This window comes from Paeniglutamicibacter terrestris (assembly GCF_012271785.1).
Taxonomy (GTDB): Bacteria; Actinomycetota; Actinomycetes; order Actinomycetales; family Micrococcaceae; genus Paeniglutamicibacter; species Paeniglutamicibacter terrestris.
The window spans coordinates 422,004-442,453 of the sequence record NZ_JAAWVT010000001.1 but is presented as its reverse complement, the minus strand read 5'-3'; the positions used below and the strand labels follow the sequence as shown (position 1 = coordinate 442,453).

Here is a 20,450-nt window from a genome sequence, read left to right as displayed (position 1 = left end):
AGGGGCGAGTGCCGCAACCGACGAGTGCTTGACGCCGAGGGCGCTGTCCTCCAGTACTTATCCGCTAGAACAGTGTTGCCTCGGGCGCGGGCAAAATCCCCTCGAGGCGCAGGAGAAACTCCTTGTTTTTCAGCCCGCCGGCATAACCGGTCAACGAGCCGTCGGCGCCGATGACCCGGTGGCCGGGGACGACGATAGAAATGGGATTCCGGCCATTGGCCGTCCCCACCGCACGGGTCAACTTTTCATCCCCGAGTGCCAACGCGAGTTCACCATAGGTAGCCGATTGTCCATAGGGGATGGTCGCCAGCTGTGCCCAGACCCGTTGCTGGAATTCGGTTCCCAGCGCGTCGGTGGCCACGGTAAATGTTTGTCGTTCAGACGCAAAATACTCGGCCAGTTCGCTGGCACATTGGGCGATCAACGGGTCATCGGATGGTGAGTCCAGAAGCTCGCCAAGAACTTCCGGCGCGGGCGGGTGGGAATGGTTGTCCATGAAGATGCCGCTGATCCCACGCGGTGATGCCACCAGACGCAGTGCGCCCAGCGGGGAGTCGATGATCGCGTGGCGCAGTGCGCGATCGTTAACCAAAGATCGCACCGAGGGCAGTATCAAAGTCGGGGTGTTCGAAGACGAAACCAGCATCTGCCAGCACTGCGGAACTCACGTGCCGAGACGTGGTTCCCAGCGCCGGGTCGGTGCGGAGCACCACCGCACCGACAGCCACCAGCGGTGCCGGTGTAGGCAGCGAGAAGCGCCGCAGGGGACCGGGTGCCACCTGCGAACGCACTGCTGCCATCATGTCGGCATTGCGGACCGGGTGCGGAGCAGCCAGGTGCAGCACCCCGTCGGGAATGGTCAGTGATTCCTCTAGACCCAGGCATCCGCGCACGATCCGCAACCAATCGGCGAGATGGATCCAGCTGACCCACGCGGTTCCACCTGCGACGGGTCCTCCCAGTCCGACGCTGGCCAACAAGGACAGCCTGCTCAGCAGTGGGCTCTCCTGTTCAAAGACCAGCGAGGTGCGCAGGATGTGCAGATGCGCAGCCCGCACGCCGCTCACCGCGGCTTCCCACGCCGTGGCCACGCCCGTCATCTGGGCCAGGGCCTTGGTCCCGGTGGGGAGCTCGGAGTGCTCGGAGAGTCGCTCGTCCCCGGCATCGGAGAAGATGGCGGTGGTACTTGACTGCAGGAAGGCCACCAGCGGTTCCGGTGCTGCCGCTGCGGCATCCACCAGGGCGAGGGTGGAATTGACCCGAGAATCACGCAGCAGCGCGATATTGGCAGGTGTAGGTGGAAGGTCCACCAATTCCCCGGCAAGATTCAGCACCGCGGTGTTGAACCCCGCACGGTACAAGGAGTTTGACCACGGACCCTGGGCTCGACCATCCCAAAGCACCTGCTGGTAGGGACTCGTCGCACGGATCGTGCGAGTGAGGATGATGACCTCATGGCCGCGGCAGTGCAGGTCCGCCGCTGCGCGACTGCCCAAGAAGCCGTGGCCTCCGGCAATGACGATGCGCAATTTCTCGTTGACCTCGCCACCGGCCAGGGTGTAAAGCCTGGCGCAATTCTGCGCGAAATCGTTGGCCAGTGGCGCAGCAGCGGTCCGGGCGAAAACGGCCGACGCGGCTCCCGCCACCGAGACCCGCTGGGTCAGCTCGGTGCCGCCGCTGACCTCGCGCAGGCTCCAGTCCACCAAAAGGTGTCCACCTGGCTGCTTTTGGCGCCAGCTGAGCCGGGTTCCGGGATCCACTCGGGTGATTACCGCAGGTGGTGCGGTGGCCGAATGGATCCGCCCCAGGACCTCTCCGGCCGGCACCCAATCCAACTCAGTGCCCGGGCCCACGGGGGCCTCCAGCGGCTCAAGGAGCACCACCGCGTGGTTCCATTCCGGAACTCGTGCGGGGTCACCAAGAACTTCCCAGAGCTCGGATGCGGGTAGTGCGAAAAAGTGGGTTTGCGTTCGCTGCCAGGCCATGGACCTAAGCCTACAGACTTGCTGGTGCCCCCGCAGTGACGAAGTCAGCCAGTGCTGCCAGCTGTGTCTTACGGATCTGCTCATTGAGGTACATCATGTGCCCCGCCGCGTGGTGATGATGGGTGAAACGGGCATGGGCCGAGGGCGGAAGCTGCAGGTGCGCCCACACATATTCGGCGGCAAAGTGTGGTGTCGCCCCGTCGTGGTAACCGTAATCAACATGGACCCGCAGTTCGGGGATATCGATGAGTAGTCGCTGAAGATCCTCCGTCACATCGATCGGCTTGCCCTCGAAGGTATCAAAGCTCCACGGGTGAACCCGCGCGGTGAGTACCTCATAGGGCAAATCGGATTCGTAACCGAGCTCCGCGCGCACATAGTGGTTGATGGCTGCCGCATAGGGCCCCGTGATGGCACGCATCGAGGGGTCGTCCCAGGTGTGTGACTGCTGCAGCCGGGGTGGGGCGGCGGTGAAGCGGCCGTCGATGCGCCCGACCATGAGCCCGGAGTCACGCAGGAGCTCGGTGGCGAACTCCATGTAGTCCCAGCGCAGATTGGTACGGCGGATGAAGGCTTCGGAGAGCGTGGTGAGTTCGGCCAGGTGTTTCACCACCGAATCGTAGCGGCGCTTGGAGATGCGGTTGCCCAGATGCAGGGCCACCACGTAGTCGCCGGCGGCGTAGTCCTCGGCGTCCCGCACAATCTCGTGAAGCGGGCGATTGCCGTGGCGTCCGTGATAGTGGGCAATCGCCGCATAGGTGGGCAGGTGCAGCGGGTAGGGAGTGTCATTGCCCGGCGCAAAGTCGAGGGTAGACATGTTCAGAACCGCGGAGATGAGCCCCAAGCCGTTCACCGCCATGCCATAGGCCTCCTGCAGGCGACGGGCCACTGCCACCGCGCGCATCGTTCCGTAGGACTCACCAATGAGGTACTTGGGGGAGAGCCAGCGCTGGTTACGGGTGACCCAAAGTCGGATGACCTCGGCGATCAGATCGCGGTCGGCGGTGAAGGAGTGGAATTCATCGGCGCTTCCGCCCTCGATCACCCGGGAGAATCCGGTATTGACCGGATCGATCATCACCACGTCGCTGTGTTCCAGCAGGGATTCGGGGTTATCGACCACGCCGTAAGGCGCCGCGGTCATCGCTCCCACGTCACCCGAGTCAACGATGCGCGGTCCCAGCAGACCCATGTGGAGCCAGAGGCTGGCCGATCCGGGGCCGCCATTAAAGGCAAAAACGACCGGTCGGCGGTTGGCCACCGGAGGGGAAGCTGGTTTGCGCGCCCGAGACTTGGCGCCCTGTCCGGTGGTGGGTGCTTCCTCGGTATCGGCGGTGTAAGCGATGAGGAAGACTTCGGCCTTGGCCTTAAACCCGTCGGTTTTCCCCTCCGTCGTTTCCTCCGCGCGCAGCACCATGCGTCCGGTGCTGCTGGTGTAGCGCAGGCCCGAAATGGTGCGATGGCTGCGGGTGACGAAGTCATCGGAGAAGACCGGACCGGGGGTGGGCGTGGAAACGGGGGAAGCGGGGGAAGCATCAGGCATGCGACGATCCTACAGCCCGAGGCTACCGTTTTGCCGTGTAGAGAGGGCCGAGGCAGCGATCTCGAAGGTCATCGTTTGGGAATCTCCGGGAGCAACCAGCCAAAGTGGTGAAATCCGTCGCCCGCTAGGCCTTTTCGCGAACGCTGACGCGGCGCCCGATGGTCAAAGTTAAGGGAGGGGCTGAACAACTGCGAGCCCTGCGACCGGCGCACGCTTGAGGTAAGCGCATCGATTGACGCCCAATGCCATGGAGGTTCAGCGCCTCTTGCCGACGCCCGGTGCCAAACTGATTTGCCTCATCCAATCCGCAATCTGCTGCTCGTCCAGGTCAGTCAGGGATCCCAGCTCTACTCCACGGGTCGCCTTGCCCATACCCACCGGGGTCACCGGCGGTATGGGATCCAGTAATACCGCGCCGTTGATGAACATGAGCTTTACGTGGCCGACAAAGCCGCCGGAGCTAAAGCACCACCCGTCCCCTACGCCGTAGTACGCCATTCCCCATTTCACCGAGCGTTGGAGATCCGGCAGAGTCCTGGCCGCGAGGGCATCAATGGCTTCGGCGATGCCTCGTTGTGGCTCCGGGAGGCTCGAGATGTATGCGAATACGGGCTGATCACCCACCGCAGCTTTCGCTGGGCTCGCCCGGCCGGTCATGCCCGTCTTCAACATCGCGGCGCTAGCTACGGTAGTTTTCCCGTCACCTTTTGGTTTCCGTGATTGGCTCGCGCTGGATTCATGCTCTGACATGCCGACTCCTTTTAGCTGCCTCGCGAACAACGCCTGCTCCACCGCCAGGCGTAGCGAGCGTGGCCACGCGGTACACCACTCTAAGTCGAAAGACATAAGAAGAGCGGCTCCCGGAACATAACATTCCGGAAGCCGCTCATCAATACCTCGCTACACATCTGCTGCCAGATTAGGGCTGCGGCGTTTGGTACGGGTTTGCTGGCGGGGCCTGCGGACCGGCCGGCCCGCCAAACGACGGTCCACCCGGGTAGCTGCCGGGTGCCGGAGGATTGTTTCCTGGTGCCGCGCCGCCGGCCATACGTACCAATTCACCGGTGTTCTGCGCGGTACGGATCGTGGCGATCAACGATTCCAGCCCCATGCGTGCCAGTGCCAGATAGATCAGCACCACCAGCGGTCCCACGACGATCAGGATAAGGAATCCAAGTGCTGGCTCGCGCGACGCGAAGGCAGCGATCACCATGAACAGGTACATGATGCCCAGTCCGATGGTGATCAGGATGTAAACAAGCTTGACGACCTTGGGGGTAACGAAGCTGTCGAAGTTGAAATCAAAAAGTTCTTTCACGACTCGTTGGTCCCTTTCTCAAATTTTATATAAGCGATTGATGATCCTTCACCGCAAGTCAAACACAACTGCCCCCTCACCCGAAAGGGCGAGGGGGCAGTTGCTGCAAAGTTACGGGGCTACGATGCAGCCACGTACGGAGCGTTTTCCTCGATTTCCTTCTCCATCGCGGTAAATTCTTCCTCGATGAGTGCATTGTGCTTGTAGGTGGCGTTGGAGACCACCACGGTGACGATAAGGTTCAAGATGAAGCCTGGAACAATCTCGTACATGTTCGAGGCGAGCACGTCGATGTTGCCCCAGATGAAGACGGTCAACGCACCGGTGATCATACCGGCGAGTGCGCCGGTCGAGGTGAGCTTGCGCCAGTAGAGGCTCAGCAGCACGATCGGGCCGAATGCGGCACCGAATCCTGCCCAGGCGAAGGACACCAGTTCGAGGATGCTCGAGTTCCGGTTCAGCGCCAGCACTGCTGCCACAACGGCAACCACCAGCACGCCGGTACGTCCGAGCATGACCTCGCGCTGGGGGCTGAGCTTCTTGCCAGCGATGTTGTAGAGGTCCTCGACCAGGGCCGAGGAGCACACGATCAGCTGCGAGGACATGGTGGACATGATGGCCGCCAGCACCGCGGCGAGGACCAGACCTGCAACAAAGGGGTGGAAGAAGATCTGACTCAACAGCAAGAAGACAGTTTCCGGGTCGGTGATTTCCTTCTCCGGAGTGCCAGCGAAGTAGGCGATGCCCACCAGAGCGGTGACGATCGCACCCAATGCCGTCAGGACCATCCAACCGACGCCGATACGCCGAGCGGTTTTGGCCTCGGAGGGGGAGCGAAGCGCCATGAAGCGCACAATGATGTGCGGCTGGCCGAAGTAACCCAGACCCCAGGCCGCGGTGGAGAAGATGGCCACGGCGGCCAGGAACCCGTTGGTGGTATTAAAGCTGGAGAAGAGGTTCAGCGCGTCGGGGTTAACCTGCTTGATCGATTCGCTAATGCCTCCGATGCTGCCCATCTGGAAAATGGCCACGATTGGCACGGCGATCAGTGCGGCAAACATCAACAGGCCCTGGGCCACGTCGGTGAGGGTGGCACCGAGGAATCCGCCGAAGAGCGTGTAGAGCAGCGTGACGCCGGCAACCACGAAGAGGCCGGTGAAGTAGTTCCAGCCGAAGGACGACTCGAAGAACTTGCCCGCTGCCACCATGCCGGAGGAAACATAGAAGGTGAAGAAGGCCAGGATGATCACCGAGGCGGCGATGCGCAGGAAGTGGCTATTGTCCTTCAGGCGCTTCTCAAAGAAGCTCGGGATGGTGATCGCGTTCTGTGCCACGGCGGTGTAGGAGCGCAGACGCGGAGCGACGAACTTCCAGTTCAGCCACGCACCGATGGTCAGGCCGATGGCGATCCAGGCCTCGATGAGGCCGTTGAGGTAGATGGCGCCGGGAAGGCCCATCAACAGCCAACCGGACATGTCCGAGGCTCCTGCGGACAGAGCGGCCACTCCTGGCTTGAGCCCCCGTCCCGCGAGCATGTAGTCGTCGATGTTGTTGGTGCGGCGGAAAGCGAAATAGCCAATACCCAGCATTGCTGCCAGGTATACAGCGATGGCTATCAGCTGAAATGTTGTATCGGACATGTTGTGGTCCTCATGACGGTTGGCGAGCCGGAGAAACTTCTCCCCGAAAATGATCTGTGCTGCCGGGCGTCACGATAACGCTGCCGCTCGGCATGTGCATGTTTCTTAGCAACAGTCCTCGAGTATGTCAGGAAAATCCATGGTTATGTGGGAGTCGATTTGCCGCTGTTACCTATTTGTGATCTGAATTACACTCCCTGCGCCGTGGTGATGGCCGGCTCAAACGCCTCGGCCTGCTGGTGGATCGCGCTGCGCACGGCGAGGATCCCCGGGTGCTGGGAGGAGGAATGGCGCATGGAGGTAAAAAGCGTGCGATGTGGCGCCCCCGGCAAATCAATGATCCGCAATTCGCGGGTGCGCGCCGCCCAGGCCAAGTCCGGCAGCAGGGCAACGGCGTTGCCCGATTCCACCAGTCGAGCGTGGGCCTGCATGTCGGCGGTCTCGTAGCGGATGTCCGGTTCAAAGCCGGCGGTGCGGCAGGCCTGCTCGGCCCAGTGCCTTGATGCCGCGCCGCGCGGTTCCATGACCCAGGGCAGGGATGCGGCGGCCTCGATGGAGTTCACGTGGTGAAACTCCGTCGGCATCTCATCGTTGCGGGCCGGCAGCGCGAGTCGGATCGGGTCATCGGCCAGGAATTTGCGGTCCAGAGCTGCATAGTGAGGTGCGGCATGTCCCGGATATTGCTCGGCGACCACCAGATCAAAATCCCGGGCCCACGTGTCATGAAGTGCAGTTTCGGGTTCGTGCTGGACCGCCTCCACCCGCAGGTGTGGGTAGTGCTGACGCAGTTGACGCAGGACCGCCGGCAGCAGCGTGAGCACGGCCGTTTGAAAAACGGCCAAGCGCACCGTGCCGGCAATGCGTGGCTGGGTCGAGGCCAGATCCGCCTCGGCACGTTCCATCGAATCCAACAGTTCATCGGTATGGGCCACGAGCACCTCGGCCTGCGGGGTCAGTTGCAGGCGTCGGCCCACCTTGCGCAGCAACGTCACCCCCGTCTCTTTTTCCAACAACGAGAGCTGTTGGGAAATCGAAGAGGGACTGTAGCTCAGCGCGTCGGAAACCTCGGCGATGGTGCCGCGGATGCTGAGCTCGCGCAGCAGTCTCAGGCGACGGATTTCCAGCATGATGTGCTCCTTGGATTGGGGTGTTCTAGCGGTGAAAAACGGTGACGTGTGCAACCTTCAGAATACATTGGTAAACCCGAAGTAAAACCTTTGGGTTTGTTCACTTTTGCCGAAGTGATGATTGGGTTCATACTGACTGTTGAACCGATCTATCCACGCGATATTTTTCTGCGCATTATGGGTAGAGGTAGCTCAACCGTCTTTGCCAAATCACTTCCTTCAAGGAGAAGCATTCGTGTCCCTAACGACTCCGCACGCGCGTGTAGTCCCGCCGGCTCTCGCCGCCGACGGCACAGCCCTGGTCCGCCCTCAGGACCTGGCCGATGAAACCATCAAGTTGGTGCGCCATTGGCTCACCGAAGGCTCAAAAGTTCCGGTTGATGCCTCCGCGGCCCAGCTGGCCGGCGTGCTGAAGGACCCCAACGGACTGGACTTCACCGTTGGTTTTGTTGACGGAGTGATTCGCCCCGAGGACCTGAGTGTTGCCGCGGCAAACCTCAAGGCCTTGGCCCCCAAGGTGCCTTCCTTCCTGCCCTGGTACATGCGCTCTGCCGTTGGACTCGGTGGCGCCATGGCACCGATCTTCCCGAGCATCGTCGTCCCGATCGCCCGCAAGGTCCTGCGCGAAATGGTCGGTCACCTGATCATCGACGCCACCGATGCCAAGCTTGGTTCCTCGATCTCCAAGATCAAGAAGGAAGGCATTGACCTCAACGTCAACCTTCTGGGCGAAGCCATCCTGGGTGAGGGCGAAGCCGCTCGCCGCCTTGACGGAACCCACCAGCTGCTCTCCCGCGACGATGTTGACTACGTGTCCATCAAGGTTTCCTCCACCGTGGCACCGCACAACCACTGGGCCTTTGACGAGGCTGTTGAGCACATCATCGAAAAGCTCATCCCGCTGTACCGCTTGGCAGCGACCTCCAGCCCCAAGAAGAAGTTCATCAACTTGGACATGGAGGAATACAAGGACCTAGACCTGACCATCGCGGTCTTCACCAAGATCCTTGACCGCGCCGAATTCCTCGACCTCGAAGCCGGCATCGTGCTGCAGGCCTACCTGCCCGACGCACTGTCGGCGATGATCCACCTGCAGGAATTCTCCGCAGCCCGCGTGGGCGCCGGCGGAGCCCCCATCAAGGTCCGCGTGGTGAAGGGTGCCAACCTGCCGATGGAGCAGGTCGAAGCCAATGTTCACGGCTGGCCGGTGGCTACCTGGAACTCCAAGCAGGACTCGGACACCTCGTACAAGTCCGTACTGGATTACGCACTGCGCCCGGGACACATTGAGAACGTGCGCATCGGCATCGCCGGGCACAACCTCTTTGACGTGGCCCTGGCCTGGCTGTTGGCCCAGGGTCGCGGCGTCACCGCCGGCATCGAATTCGAGATGCTGCTCGGCATGGCGACCGGCCAGGCCGAGGCCGTCCGCAAGGACGTTGGACGCCTGCTGCTGTACACGCCGGTCGTTCACCCGGGCGAGTTCGACGTGGCCATCGCCTACCTGATCCGCCGCCTTGAAGAAGGCGCTAGCCAGGAAAACTTCATGTCCGCGGTCTTCGAACTCGATAAGAACGAAGCACTCTTCGAGCGCGAAAAGAACCGCTTCCTGGCCTCGCTGGCCGATCTGGATAACAGCGTTCCCGCTCCGCACCGCATCCAGGATCGCAACCTTGTTGACGAAACAGCCATCGAAGCCAAGCTGGCCGGTCTGGCCGATGGCAGTCTGGACTTCGAGAACACCCCCGACACGGATCCGGATCTTCCGGGCAACCGGGCCTGGGGTCGGAAAATTGTGGACAAGATGCTCAGCTCCACGCTGGGTAACGATGCGGTGGCCAAGTCCCTGATCCACACACCAAACGAATTGAACGCGGTAGTTGATTCGGCGGTTGCCGCCTCCGACTCCTGGGTTGCCATGGGAGCAGCGGCTCGCGCCGCCATCTTGCACCGCGCCGGTGCGGCTCTTGAGGCACACCGCGCGGATCTTCTGGAGGTCATGGGCTCCGAATGTGGCAAGACGCTGGACCAGGGTGACCCCGAGGTCTCCGAGGCCATCGACTTCGCCCACTACTACGCCCAGCTCGGCCTGGAGTTGGAGCATGTTGAAGGTGCCACCTTCGTCCCCTCGAAGCTGACGGTCATCACCCCGCCGTGGAACTTCCCCGTGGCCATCCCGGCAGGTTCCACCCTCTCGGCCTTGGCCGCCGGCTCCGCGGTCATCATCAAGCCCGCACGTCAGGCCGCACGCTCCGGTGCCGTCATGGTCGAAGCACTCTGGGAAGCCGGCGTTCCGCGCGATGTATTGCGGCTGGTTCAGCTCTCCGAGCGCGATCTGGGTACCGAGCTCGTCTCGCACCCAAGCGTTGACCGTTTGATCCTCACCGGTGGCTACGAGACGGCGGAACTTTTCCGCTCCTTCCGCAAGGACCTGCCGCTCTTGGCAGAAACCAGCGGCAAGAACGCCGTGATCGTTACCCCGCACGCCGACCTTGACCTTGCGGCCAAGGACGTTGCGGCCTCCGCCTTCGGCCATGCCGGCCAGAAGTGCTCCGCCGCCTCGCTGGTCATTCTGGTGGGATCCGCCGCCGAATCCAAGCGCTTCCACAACCAATTGATCGATGCTGCTCGCTCGCTGAAGGTTGGCTACCCGAATGATCCACAGACCCAGATGGGTCCGGTCATTGAGAAGGCCACGGGCAAGCTGCTGCGCGGTTTGACCGTATTGGGTGAGGGCGAAAACTGGGTGCTTGAACCGAAGCAGCTCGACGATTCGGGCAAGCTCTGGAGCCCGGGTGTGCGTTCGGGTGTGAAGCGTGGTTCCGAATTCCACCTCACCGAGTACTTTGGTCCGATTCTGGGTGTCATGACCGCGGCAACCCTTGAAGAGGCCGTCTCCATGGTCAACGACACCGACTTCGGATTGACCTCCGGATTGCACTCCCTGGATTCCGGGGAAATGGATTACTGGTTGAAGAACATTCAGGCCGGTAACCTCTACATCAACCGTGGCATCACCGGCGCGATTGTGCAGCGTCAGCCCTTCGGTGGCTGGAAGAAGTCGGCCATCGGTGCCGGCACCAAGGCTGGCGGACCCAACTACCTGGTGGGCATGGGCTCCTGGCAAGACGCTCCCGTGGTGACCTCCGGTGTACTGGGAGCCGGGGCTTCTGCGCTGTTCAACGCAGCCCGCTCCAGCGACATCAACGAGGCCGACCTTGCCTGGCTTGAGGCCGCCCTGGTATCGGATAACAAGGTCTGGATCAACGAGTTCAACACCGCTAAGGATGTCTCGGGTCTGCACGCGGAACGCAATGTGTTCCGCTACCGTGCGCTGCCGGTGACGGTTCGCTACGAGAACGAGACCTCGGCTCACGGCATCGCCGAGCTGATCCGCGTCATCGGAGCCGGAATCACCGCCGGATCCCGCATCACGGTCTCCTCCTCGGTTGAGGTTCCGGCAGCGATCCGCACCGTGCTGGCACAATCCTCGGTCACCGTGGTGGTTGAGGATGCCCAGGCATTCGGAACACGTGCAGCACGTTTGGCCGCCAAGACCGGTCCGGACTCGGGTGTTCGTATCCGCCTGATCGGCGGCTCGATCATCGATGTTGCCGAGGCAACCAACGGCAAGCCCGATGTAGCGATCTACGCCAACAATGTGGTCTCCGCGGGACGTGTGGAAATGCTGACCTTCCTGCACGAGCAGGCAATCTCCATTACCGCGCACCGCTTCGGTACCCCGAATCACCTGAGCGACGCGCTTATCTAGTCCTCAGCTTGTGAACACGAAGGTCCGCCACAAGCTCCCAATTGGGTTTGTGGGGGACCTTCTGTGTTTAAACCGTTGCCGAGCAGAACCCGCCCCACCAGATGCTAGGTCTTCGAAAACCCGGCTTAGAGATGGTTGGCCGCAGCGTGGTGCGCCCAACTGGAAACTGCAGGCTTACGGATTTGAAATGGGTGCGCCGATGGCAACAACGATGAGCACGCCAAAAACCAACAGCGTAACAAGCCCACTTCCTATCCAGTACTTCCTGGTCGACCCTTGAGGAGGCATGAATAGTGCAAATAGCGAGGCAATCAACAGGGGGATTGCAACAGGCAGGAAGGACATGATCTTCGAGCTGGTGTTTAGCGGCAACAAAATAGTTGCGCTGTATAGGGCGAGGAAAAGAGCAGGTACACCCAATCCGATAGAGACTAGCCCCACCAGCAGATTAAAACGTGTTTGAGCATCTGCCTCACGTGAACTAGAAACACTGGACGCGGAACTGAGCAACGCGTGGATCGAGGTTGATTCGGCTTCCAGTTGTAGCTGCATCTGCTGGCACTGGCGTATGGCGGCATCGTGAATTCTCATCCATGTGCGCATTTCATGATTTGCCGGTTCGAAGGCATTCACAATGGAGGGATCCTGCAGTTTTCGGTAGGCATGATAAACCTCAGAATCCGGACCATGGACCCATAAACCTTCTCGAACTGCCTCTCTCGCCTGATCGGCGGCCCGACCGCAGATTACATTTAGCTGCAGCAGGTTGGCGACCATGTTGGTGTAGTTTTCCGTCGCTAAACTATCGCGGCTCGATTTCGCCAAGTCACTCTCCAGGCCATATCGCAGGTCTCGTATCTCTGCGACGTTGTTCCTTGAGAGCTCGCAGAGCCGTTTCGCGATTTCTGGAGCCCGGTCAAGATGATTCTCAGACGTACATGAGTCGGTCAGCAGACGTAGAATCTTTTCCACCGAAGTGGTGATTTCATTTCTGATATCTGAGCTGGACTCGGCAATGGAAGTCGCCTCTAGCTGCTTGGTCGTTGTGTTTTGGCGCCGATCAGTGCGACGAGATTTTCGTCGTGATGTCGCCGACTGAGTATTCTTGATGGTCCAAGATTCCACCACATGGGCACTGATCTGAGTCCTTCCGGATGCACTGGTTAATATCTGACAGTTCCCTACTGTGATGGATTGCTGACCGTCCACGTCAATGATGAACAACGTCGGCGCTATTCGGAGGTCACTAAAGCCGTCGGGGCCTTCGGCTTTTCCGTTGATGATGACTTTCTTGAGATCTACCGACGGGATGCGCGGGAAATCGAACGCGGCATGAATATCAGTGATAGGGGATACTGCGGTTGGCGCAGGTACAGATTCGATGGGCAATCGATGATCCTAGGCATCTAGAGGGAAGCATTTTTTGCAGTCTAGTTCCCGGAATGACAAGTTCCACCACAGCGCACGGCTGTGACGTGGGATTTCGCGCGTCGTGGTTTTCCGTCTCATCGATGAATGCCATTCGAGAGCTGAGAAAGTACCGAACGCAGAAATCGACGGTGGGAGGTTTTTGCTTCCGGCCACTGCCAGTTTGTTTTTTTCCGCTACTCAGCAGCGCGTGAACGTGTTCACTTCCGTTCAATTCACGGGTCCGCTGGGTTTCCCATGAAAGTTTGTGGCTCGTGTGAGCCGCGTTGAGGTTGACCCGGCTGGGGCAAATGAGTATGTTAACGATTATCGTTATTATCGACAATCGTTAAGGTGGGGTCGTGGGCGCGGAAATGAGCACCAAGATGCTAAAACTTGGACACATCGGCGGACGAACATTCCTGATGACAGCGGCGATCATCGCGGCCATAGCTGGACTATTTGGCGTGCTTTACTTGGCGTGGTTCACCGAGGAACACTTCACAAGGTCTTTCGTTTTTGAAGCTTCGATGGCTACCCCCATGAACGAGGTTCCCCAGCTTCGGGGAAGCATTGGGGAATCGCACCTGACGTATGGCAGCGCATTCGTGGAAAGCGACGAAAAGCTTTTCGCCCCACGACTGATACTTGCCATATCCGAAGCGTTGTACTTCCTGTTGTTCATTGCTGGCTGCGCCTCCATCATCATGATCTGCCGCAGGTTGTGGAAGAACCATCCGTTCACGGCGCTAGCCCATTGGGCGATGCTGGTTCTCGGCGCGATGGCCGGTATGACCGCTCTTTTTGCGCCTTGGCTTGCGGACGTATCAAACCACCTAGCGGCTGCCGAACTCGGGATACCCGGCACAGCAACGCAAATTCCAGAGAATGCTGGAGATGTTAATTGGTTGGTGACCTCCGCGGAATTCAGCTTCCAAGATGCTAACCACCCCTTGTTGGCCCTCGGTATTGTCTTGATCCTCTTGTCGTTGGTTCTGCGTCGCGGTCAACGTTTGCACCTTGATACAGATGGTTTGGTGTGATGGCAGGCAATAATGAGGACATTGATCTGAGCAGTGGGGTCCATTGCCGACTAGATGCGCTGCTGCACGAACGATCCATGACACTGACCCGTCTGGGTGAGCTTGCTGGGGTGAGCATCGTGAATCTGTCGGTTCTGAAAAATGACAGGGCGAAGGCCATCAGATTCAGCACTCTTGTCTCGATCTGCCGGGTCTTGGAATGCGAGATCGGCGAGCTGCTGGTGCTTGAGAAGTAGGGACTGGCCATGGAACGAAAATGACCGTGGCGTGCGATCTCCATAAGAGGTCGCACGCCACAGCCGTTATTCGTCAAAGCTTTGAAGCTAGTCCTCCAGCTTCAGCGCCTTGCGCCAGGACAGGGCCGAACCGGTCTGCATGATCGCTCGGCGATAGATGCGCTCACCGAGCAACACCATGGCCCACGCGGCAGCGATGGCGATAGCCAACGACGCGATGGGTTCCCACAGCGGAACGTCGCTATTAAGTAGACGGATGGGCATGGCGACCGAGGAAATCACCGGGACGTAGGAGGCAACCACCAGTAACTGGCCCTTGGCATAAATGCCGGTGAACAAGACGGCGATCAACACCATGATGACCGGACCGGTGGACTGCTGCAGGTCTTCGGTGCGTGACGCCATGGCCCCTAACGCCGCCCACGCGGCGGCCAGCAACAGGAAACCGGCGAGGAAGAAGGCCAGGAACCAGCCTGCGGTGGCAAAGACGACCGAGATGAACGGAATCTCCGTGGGCATGAGGCTCAATGCCAGCAACCCGATCCCGACGAACAGGCACAACTGCCCCATGGCCAAGATCAGGTTGCCCAAAATCTTGCCGGCCAGTAGCTGGCGGATCGGGATGGCCGTGGCAAGAATCTCCACCACGCGGTTCTGCTTTTCCTCCACCACGGAGTTCGCAATTGGCATGCCGAAAATCATCGCCGACATGTAGAAGAGGAACGAGAAGATCAAGCCCATGATCAGGGCCATGGAGTTGCGTTCTTGGCTTCCCTCAAGCAAGGCCTGAGTCAGGGTTGAACCCTCCTTCAACTGCTCAAGGGTGACTCCCAAGGTGCCGGCATTGGTATCCAATGCCCGAGCCTCTGCCGCCTCCGACAGCAACGAAGCGATGTCGGTTGGTACGTCGCTCAGCCCGGTGAGCGTGTAGCCGTCGGGTGCTGGGGTCAGGACCAGATCAACATTTTTGTCCCGAAGCGAGTCCAATGCGAAATCATTTGAACCCAGCGGATTAGCGGTCAAGACGATCTTTTGATCGTTTTCAACCGCCAGGTCGTTCGCGGTGTTGATCAGCTCTACCGCTTCTGTGCCGGGGCCAAAGGCCACGGAGGCTTCGGTGGTTCTATTACCCATGAAACCGGAGATGACCACAGATCCGACAATGAGGACCAGGGTGATTAGCGTGGAAATGATAAATGACTTGTCACGGAGCTTCACCGTCACCTCGCGTAGCGTGACGATCAGCCACGGTGCGCCCTGCGACTTCGGTGCCGCAAGCTTTGACGGTGCGTCCTTGATATCTAACTCGGTGGTGCTCATCGGATGACTTCCCGGTAGATTTCCGCCAACGAGGGACGTTGCGGGGCAAATTCGGTGACGGCGCCGCGATCTACCGCGATACGCAAAATGCGCTGGGCTGTTGCCTCGTCGCTGAACTCGACCAGGGCACGTGGGCCAGCAACATCAAGAACGCTAACGCCCATCTGTTCGCGCAGCCAGCCGGCATCCGGAGGGGTCACCACCACATGTTTTGCGCTGGCCCGCGCCCGCAGCTCGGCGGCAGTACCGGACGCGACGATCTTGCCGTCGGCCAACACCACCAGGTTGTCGCAGAGCTGATCGATCAAATCCAGCTGGTGGCTGGAGAACAGGATGGGTACCCCGGTGGCTGCGCGTTCGGCCAGCAGCGAGGTCATCGAGTCCACGGCCAGCGGATCCAGTCCCGAGAAGGGCTCATCGAGCACCAACGCGGTGGGGTGGTGCATGAGCGAGGCAGCGACCTGGACGCGTTGCTGGTTGCCCAGCGAAAGGGATTCGAGTTTGTCCTTGATCCGATCGGCAATGCCGAAGCGATCCAACAGGTCAAGTGCCTCGGTGCGGGCATCACCGCGGCTCATGCCGTGGAGCTGGCCGAGGTATTGGAGCTGATCCAGGACCTGCTGTTTGGGGTAAAGTCCGCGTTCCTCGGGCATGTAGCCGAAGCGAGCCCGATCCGCGTCAACAATTTGTGTGCCGTTGAAGTACACCGACCCGGCGTGGGATTTCAGCACCCCCATGATGATGCGCATGGTGGTGGTCTTGCCGGCACCATTGGCGCCGACAAATCCCGTCATGCCATTGGCCGGAACGCTGAACGAAACATCGTTGAGCACCACCCGATCCCCGAAGCGCCGGGTGAGATTCTTGACCTCTAACACGGTGTTCTCTTTCCTGTGATCCCTGATGGTTCAAGCCATGCTGGCCCAAACCCTTCCTAGCTTCCAATCTACGTTCTGGCTTGGGGACAAAGGATCGTTCAAAGGAATGAACTTGGGAGTGCCCGGCGGTGGCGCGCGGACTTAGACCTCCGTCGAAGGGATGAGCCCCACCCGGTAGGCGAAGACCACCGCCTGCACCCGATCGCGCAGCCCGGCCTTGGACAGGATGTTCGACAGGTGAGTTTTTACCGTTGCCTCGGAAACAAATAACGTCCCGGCAATCTCTACGTTGGATTTGCCGCTGGCCAATGCGATGAGCACCTCACGCTCCCGCGCCGTCAATTCGTCGAGGATCCGTTGGTCACCGGCGGTGATGCTTCCACTTGCTGGCTGTGCCACCGAGCTCTGAGCGGCGACGGTGCCACGCTGGATGATGCGCAGCGTGACCTCCGGGGAGAGTAATGCCTGTCCGTCGGCCGCCGCGTGCACCGCAGAAATGATCATTTCCGGTTCGGTGTTTTTCAGCAGGAAGCCACTGGCCCCGGCATCGATGGCGGCGAAGAGGTAATCATCGCGATCAAAGGTGGTCAGCACCACGACCTTGGCCGTGCTCACCGAGGTGATCTGCGCTGTGGCTCCGACGCCGTCGAGCACCGGCATCTGAATGTCCATAAGCACCACGTCGGGGGTTAGCTCCAGCGCCAAGGTGACGGCTTCGCGTCCATCAGCGGCGGTGCCCACCACCTCAAAGTCCTCCTCGGTGCCCAAGATCAGGGCCAGGGAGGACCGGATGAGCGGCTGGTCATCGCAGATCAGAATGCGGGTTTTCCTCATGAGGCAACTCCTGGTGTGGTGCTGGGTGCGGTGGCGGAATGCAGCAGGCGCAGCCGTGCACGAGTCCTCCAGCCGGTGGGGGAGCGCGGACCGATGTCCACCAGACCGTGGTGCAATTCGGCGCGCTCACGAATGCCGCGCAGCCCAAAGCCGCTGCCGGCGGTTCCGGGGCGGGGCGCACCATCGTCGGTGACCTCAACCTCTACCCACTCGCCGTGCGTGTCACCGCCGCTGCGTAGCGAAAGCACCGCGCTCCGGGCGGTGGAATGCTCGCGGACATTCGCCAGGGATTCGGCGGCGATGCGGTAGAGCGCCAGACCCAGTCCGGCGCTGACCTCCTGGAGGGCATCACTCCGGTGCTCAACGGTAATGAGTTCAACCCGCAGGCCGGCACGCGAACACTGTTCCATCAGGGCCGGCAACTGTTCCAGTGAGGGTTCCGGAGCGCGCTGAGCGGTGGGATCGGTGGAAACGGATTCGTCGGCACCCTCATGTCGCAGCACGCGCAACAGCGACCGGGTCTCACCCACCGCCTGCCGTGCGGAGTCCTCGATGCCGCGCATGAGTTCGGCGGCGCGTTGTGGATCCCGGGGCTGAACCATGCGCGCTGCTGCCGCCTGCACTCCAACGGCAGAGATATGGTGGGCCACCACATCATGTAACTCGCGGGCAATGCGCAGACGTTCGTCAATGACCGCACGTCGGGCCAGTTCCGCGGATTGGGCCCGGAGCTGATCTGCCTGTTCCACCACCAGCTCGTGCTGCCAGGCTCCGCGCCATGACATCAGTCCCATGAAGATGGCCCCACCGAAGTAGAGCAGGTTAATCAGAAAGTTGTACGAGGCATAGGCGATCACCGGATCAAGGAATCCGGAGGTCTCGATGGAGGTGGGCAGATCAAGTTCGGTTCCGAAAAGGAGCTTGGCGTTGGTGATTCCAATGACCAGCCAGAGGAACATGGCCAAAATGACCGCCGCGAGCGCTAGCCGCAGTGAGCGTCGGTCCCTGGCCCAGGTGACGGCCGAGTACAGTCCAACAAAGTAGGTGACCTGCGGCGTCAGCTGAACCATGACCTGCGGCATCCAAATCCCGAAGCCCATGAACATTCCGGAGAGCAGAAGCATGGCGATAATCGGGTAACGGCGTCGCACGGCCAGCGGCGCCGTGAGTGCGCACATGGCCAGATAACTGGGGATTCGATCCGGTGCGTTTTCCGTGGGGCCGAAACTCAGAATCATTTCCATGCCCACAACGGCGATCACCATCACCACCAGCGCTACCCACACATCGCGGCGTAATGCCGCGGCGCTCGGTTGCTTGCGTTCCCAACCCTCGGGCGGTAAATCGCCGGGCAACAAGCGGTGGCGCAGGGCCAGAAGTTTCATACTCAGTCCTCAGACAGACACAGTGGTGGGCCGGTGGTCCAAACCTCCGGCATCTTGAACCTATCGCAGGTGAGGTGCCGCGGGGAAAACCCCTTGTCTGTCATCCCTTAATGCGGTTGTGTGGGAAGTATGGGAACCGGAATCGAAGACTACGCGTTGCTTTCTGACCAGCGGACCGCCGCGTTGGTCTCCCGCTGGGGCTCGGTGGACTGGCTGTGTTTCCCGCGCTTCGACTCCGCCTCGGTGTTCGGAGCCCTCGTGGGCAACCGCGAACATGGTCGTTGGTTGTTGGCCCCCATCGAGGGTGAAGTGCTCAGTCGGACCTATCTTGATTCCTCCTTTGTCTTGCGTACCCTCTGGGCTAGCGGCGGATCTCAGGTACTTGTCACCGATTTCATGCCGCTGGGCGATGGCGGCTCCAGCATCATGCGCCGAGTTGAGGGATTATCGGGCTCCATGAGGATGGAGCATGAGCTGATCATCAGGTACGACTACGGCAAGGTGCTGCCGTGGGTGCGGCGCAACTTTGACGCGGTGAAGGGCACCGAATCATTGGTGGCAGTCGCCGGACCGCACGCTGCGGTGCTGCACGCCACCCGACTCCCCAAGGCCAAAAACCACACCCATCATGACGAGTTTGAGGTTAAGGCCGGGGAGGTCTACGACTTCGAGTTTGCCTGCTACCCCTCCCACACCGGGATCCCGGAACCCAACGACGTGGGCCTGGCCATGACCCAAACCTCCCGCACCTGGCGCCAGTGGGCAGCAAAGATCCCCACCCACGGGGCCCACGAGGCCCTGGTGCGCCGCTCGCTTCTGGTGCTCAAGGCACTGACCCACCGGGAGACCGGCGGCATCGTCGCGGCCCCCACCACATCGCTTCCCGAATTTTTTGGTGGCGAGCGCAACTGGGACTACCGCTTCTGCTGGCTGCGTGATGCTGCGTTGACCCTGCAGGTGATGATGACCCACGGTTATGAGGATGAAGCGCTGTGCTGGCGTGACTGGCTCCTGCGCGCTATCGCGGGGGATCACCGCCGATTGCAGATCATGTACGGAGTGGGCGGGGAACGAGAATTGCCGGAAAAGATTCTGCAGCACCTGCCGGGTTATGGCGACGCCAAACCGGTGCGCGTGGGTAATGCCGCGGTGTATCAGTACCAGGGTGATGTTATTGGTGAGGTCATGGTGGCCCTGGATGAACTTCGCACCATGGGCGGTCGCGAGGACCACTTCTCCTGGCCGCTGCAGAAGGCACTGCTCGAGGACGTGCTGGCCCATCTAGATCGCAAGGACCACGGCCTGTGGGAGATGCGCGGGGAACCGGCCTACTTCACGCATTCGAGGGTCATGATGTGGGCCGCGCTGGATGCCGGGGTGCGGGCAGTAACGCACCACGGGCTTTCCGGAGATGCCCCGGCGTGGGAAATGGCGCGTGATGCGCTGCGGGAACAGATCATGGTCCAAGGCTTTAACGAGGAACTGAATTCGTTCACGCAGACCTATGGCAGCACGGAGGTGGACGCCTCGCTGCTAGTGCTCGCCCAGGTGGGTTTCCTTGACTACTCAGATCCGAAAATGCTGGGCACGCTGAAAAGGATTGAAACGGATTTGCTGGACGATCATGGTTTCCTCCGCCGCTACCGCAGCGAATCCGGGGCCGACGGACTGCCACCGGGGGAGTACACCTTCATGGTGTGCACCTGCTGGCTCATCGAGCAATACGCCCACTGTGGTCGCCTCGATGATGCGCGAAGACTGTTGGCGAGACTGGCGACAATCGTGAACGACCTGGGTCTGATGTCCGAAGAGTTTGACCCGGTCACCGGACGAATGGCCGGCAATTTTCCTCAGGCACTCTCACACCTGGGACTGATTCGTGCCGCCGACGCCATCGAAGAAGCGGCGGGGATGCGCGCGGCACGGCCGCGCCGCGGACCAAAGTAGCCCGCGGCGCGGTTC

The 20,450-nt window shown here is 60.7% G+C and carries 16 protein-coding genes; 4 read left to right on the top strand and 12 right to left on the bottom strand.

Features of this window, described 5'->3' with window-relative positions; translation table 11 throughout:
• Nucleotides 1–64: 64 nt before the first annotated feature.
• From HED64_RS01990 to HED64_RS01960, 7 genes are all read right to left on the bottom strand, one after another.
• Nucleotides 65–592: a methylated-DNA--[protein]-cysteine S-methyltransferase gene (locus HED64_RS01990; RefSeq protein ID WP_245325599.1), complete on the bottom strand. Its 528-nt coding sequence runs from the start codon at nucleotides 590–592 to the stop codon at nucleotides 65–67.
• A complete protein-coding gene (locus tag HED64_RS01985) occupies nucleotides 585–1,985 on the bottom strand; it encodes a DUF1731 domain-containing protein (protein WP_168150423.1) in 1,401 nt (466 codons plus the stop codon). The genes HED64_RS01990 and HED64_RS01985 overlap by 8 nt, the downstream gene beginning before the upstream one ends.
• Before the next feature lie 10 nt (nucleotides 1,986–1,995).
• Complete coding sequence (locus HED64_RS01980; RefSeq protein ID WP_168150422.1) at nucleotides 1,996–3,528, bottom strand: S10 family peptidase; 1,533 nt, start codon at nucleotides 3,526–3,528, stop codon at nucleotides 1,996–1,998.
• A gap of 255 nt (nucleotides 3,529–3,783) precedes the next feature.
• Nucleotides 3,784–4,278, bottom strand: coding sequence for a DUF1801 domain-containing protein (locus tag HED64_RS01975; RefSeq protein ID WP_168150421.1), 495 nt, complete (start codon nucleotides 4,276–4,278; stop codon nucleotides 3,784–3,786).
• Between the two features lie 169 nt (nucleotides 4,279–4,447).
• Entirely contained in the window at nucleotides 4,448–4,846 is a 399-nt protein-coding gene (locus HED64_RS01970; protein WP_168150420.1) for a DUF4282 domain-containing protein, read from the bottom strand.
• A 119-nt stretch (nucleotides 4,847–4,965) separates the two neighbouring features.
• Entirely contained in the window at nucleotides 4,966–6,486 is a 1,521-nt protein-coding gene (gene putP / locus HED64_RS01965) for a sodium/proline symporter PutP (RefSeq protein WP_132359518.1), read from the bottom strand.
• 188 nt (nucleotides 6,487–6,674) lie between these two features.
• Nucleotides 6,675–7,613: a LysR substrate-binding domain-containing protein gene (locus HED64_RS01960; RefSeq protein ID WP_168150419.1), complete on the bottom strand. Its 939-nt coding sequence runs from the start codon at nucleotides 7,611–7,613 to the stop codon at nucleotides 6,675–6,677.
• Nucleotides 7,614–7,848: 235 nt separating this feature from the next.
• On the opposite strand from HED64_RS01960, the gene HED64_RS01955 reads away from it, so the two are divergent.
• Entirely contained in the window at nucleotides 7,849–11,385 is a 3,537-nt protein-coding gene (locus tag HED64_RS01955; protein ID WP_168150418.1) for a proline dehydrogenase family protein, read from the top strand.
• A gap of 174 nt (nucleotides 11,386–11,559) precedes the next feature.
• On the opposite strand, the gene HED64_RS01950 is transcribed toward HED64_RS01955, so the two are convergent.
• On the bottom strand, nucleotides 11,560–12,774 hold the full coding sequence (locus HED64_RS01950; RefSeq protein ID WP_168150417.1) for a hypothetical protein: 1,215 nt from the start codon (nucleotides 12,772–12,774) through the stop codon (nucleotides 11,560–11,562).
• 392 nt (nucleotides 12,775–13,166) lie between these two features.
• Here HED64_RS01950 and HED64_RS01945 point away from each other — a divergent pair, with 392 nt between their 5' ends.
• Entirely contained in the window at nucleotides 13,167–13,835 is a 669-nt protein-coding gene (locus HED64_RS01945; RefSeq protein ID WP_168150416.1) for a hypothetical protein, read from the top strand.
• Nucleotides 13,835–14,071, top strand: coding sequence for a helix-turn-helix domain-containing protein (locus HED64_RS01940; protein ID WP_168150415.1), 237 nt, complete (start codon nucleotides 13,835–13,837; stop codon nucleotides 14,069–14,071). The genes HED64_RS01945 and HED64_RS01940 overlap by 1 nt, the downstream gene beginning before the upstream one ends.
• 87 nt (nucleotides 14,072–14,158) lie before the next feature.
• Here HED64_RS01940 and HED64_RS01935 read toward each other — a convergent pair whose 3' ends face one another.
• The 4 genes from HED64_RS01935 to HED64_RS01920 all read right to left on the bottom strand — a co-directional run bounded on the left by HED64_RS01935 (nucleotide 14,159) and on the right by HED64_RS01920 (nucleotide 18,488).
• Entirely contained in the window at nucleotides 14,159–15,391 is a 1,233-nt protein-coding gene (locus tag HED64_RS01935) for an ABC transporter permease (RefSeq protein ID WP_168150414.1), read from the bottom strand.
• Nucleotides 15,388–16,269 carry an ATP-binding cassette domain-containing protein gene (locus tag HED64_RS01930; protein ID WP_168150413.1) on the bottom strand — a complete coding sequence of 294 codons (882 nt, stop codon included), beginning with the start codon at nucleotides 16,267–16,269 and terminating at the stop codon, nucleotides 15,388–15,390. The genes HED64_RS01935 and HED64_RS01930 overlap by 4 nt, the downstream gene beginning before the upstream one ends.
• Before the next feature lie 141 nt (nucleotides 16,270–16,410).
• Nucleotides 16,411–17,103, bottom strand: coding sequence for a response regulator (locus HED64_RS01925; RefSeq protein ID WP_168150412.1), 693 nt, complete (start codon nucleotides 17,101–17,103; stop codon nucleotides 16,411–16,413).
• Complete coding sequence (locus HED64_RS01920; RefSeq protein ID WP_168150411.1) at nucleotides 17,100–18,488, bottom strand: sensor histidine kinase; 1,389 nt, start codon at nucleotides 18,486–18,488, stop codon at nucleotides 17,100–17,102. Before HED64_RS01920 ends, HED64_RS01925 begins: the two co-directional genes overlap by 4 nt.
• Before the next feature lie 129 nt (nucleotides 18,489–18,617).
• Between HED64_RS01920 and HED64_RS01915 the strand changes: the two genes are divergently transcribed.
• Complete coding sequence (locus HED64_RS01915; protein WP_168150410.1) at nucleotides 18,618–20,435, top strand: glycoside hydrolase family 15 protein; 1,818 nt, start codon at nucleotides 18,618–18,620, stop codon at nucleotides 20,433–20,435.
• Nucleotides 20,436–20,450 lie beyond the last annotated feature (15 nt).

Excerpts from the sequence above, each read along its gene's own strand:
- HED64_RS01945 (WP_168150416.1), top strand. The coding sequence starts at position 13,167 with ATGAGCACCAAGATGCTAAAACTTGGACACATCGGCGGACGAACATTC.
- HED64_RS01940 (WP_168150415.1), top strand. The coding sequence starts at position 13,835 with ATGGCAGGCAATAATGAGGACATTGATCTGAGCAGTGGGGTCCATTGC.
- HED64_RS01915 (WP_168150410.1), top strand. The coding sequence starts at position 18,618 with ATGGGAACCGGAATCGAAGACTACGCGTTGCTTTCTGACCAGCGGACC.
- HED64_RS01935 (WP_168150414.1), bottom strand. The coding sequence starts at position 15,391 with ATGAGCACCACCGAGTTAGATATCAAGGACGCACCGTCAAAGCTTGCG.
- HED64_RS01980 (WP_168150422.1), bottom strand. The coding sequence starts at position 3,528 with ATGCCTGATGCTTCCCCCGCTTCCCCCGTTTCCACGCCCACCCCCGGT.
- HED64_RS01985 (WP_168150423.1), bottom strand. The coding sequence starts at position 1,985 with ATGGCCTGGCAGCGAACGCAAACCCACTTTTTCGCACTACCCGCATCC.
- putP (WP_132359518.1), bottom strand. The coding sequence starts at position 6,486 with ATGTCCGATACAACATTTCAGCTGATAGCCATCGCTGTATACCTGGCA.
- HED64_RS01960 (WP_168150419.1), bottom strand. The coding sequence starts at position 7,613 with ATGCTGGAAATCCGTCGCCTGAGACTGCTGCGCGAGCTCAGCATCCGC.
- HED64_RS01975 (WP_168150421.1), bottom strand. The coding sequence starts at position 4,278 with ATGTCAGAGCATGAATCCAGCGCGAGCCAATCACGGAAACCAAAAGGT.
- HED64_RS01920 (WP_168150411.1), bottom strand. The coding sequence starts at position 18,488 with ATGAAACTTCTGGCCCTGCGCCACCGCTTGTTGCCCGGCGATTTACCG.
- HED64_RS01925 (WP_168150412.1), bottom strand. The coding sequence starts at position 17,103 with ATGAGGAAAACCCGCATTCTGATCTGCGATGACCAGCCGCTCATCCGG.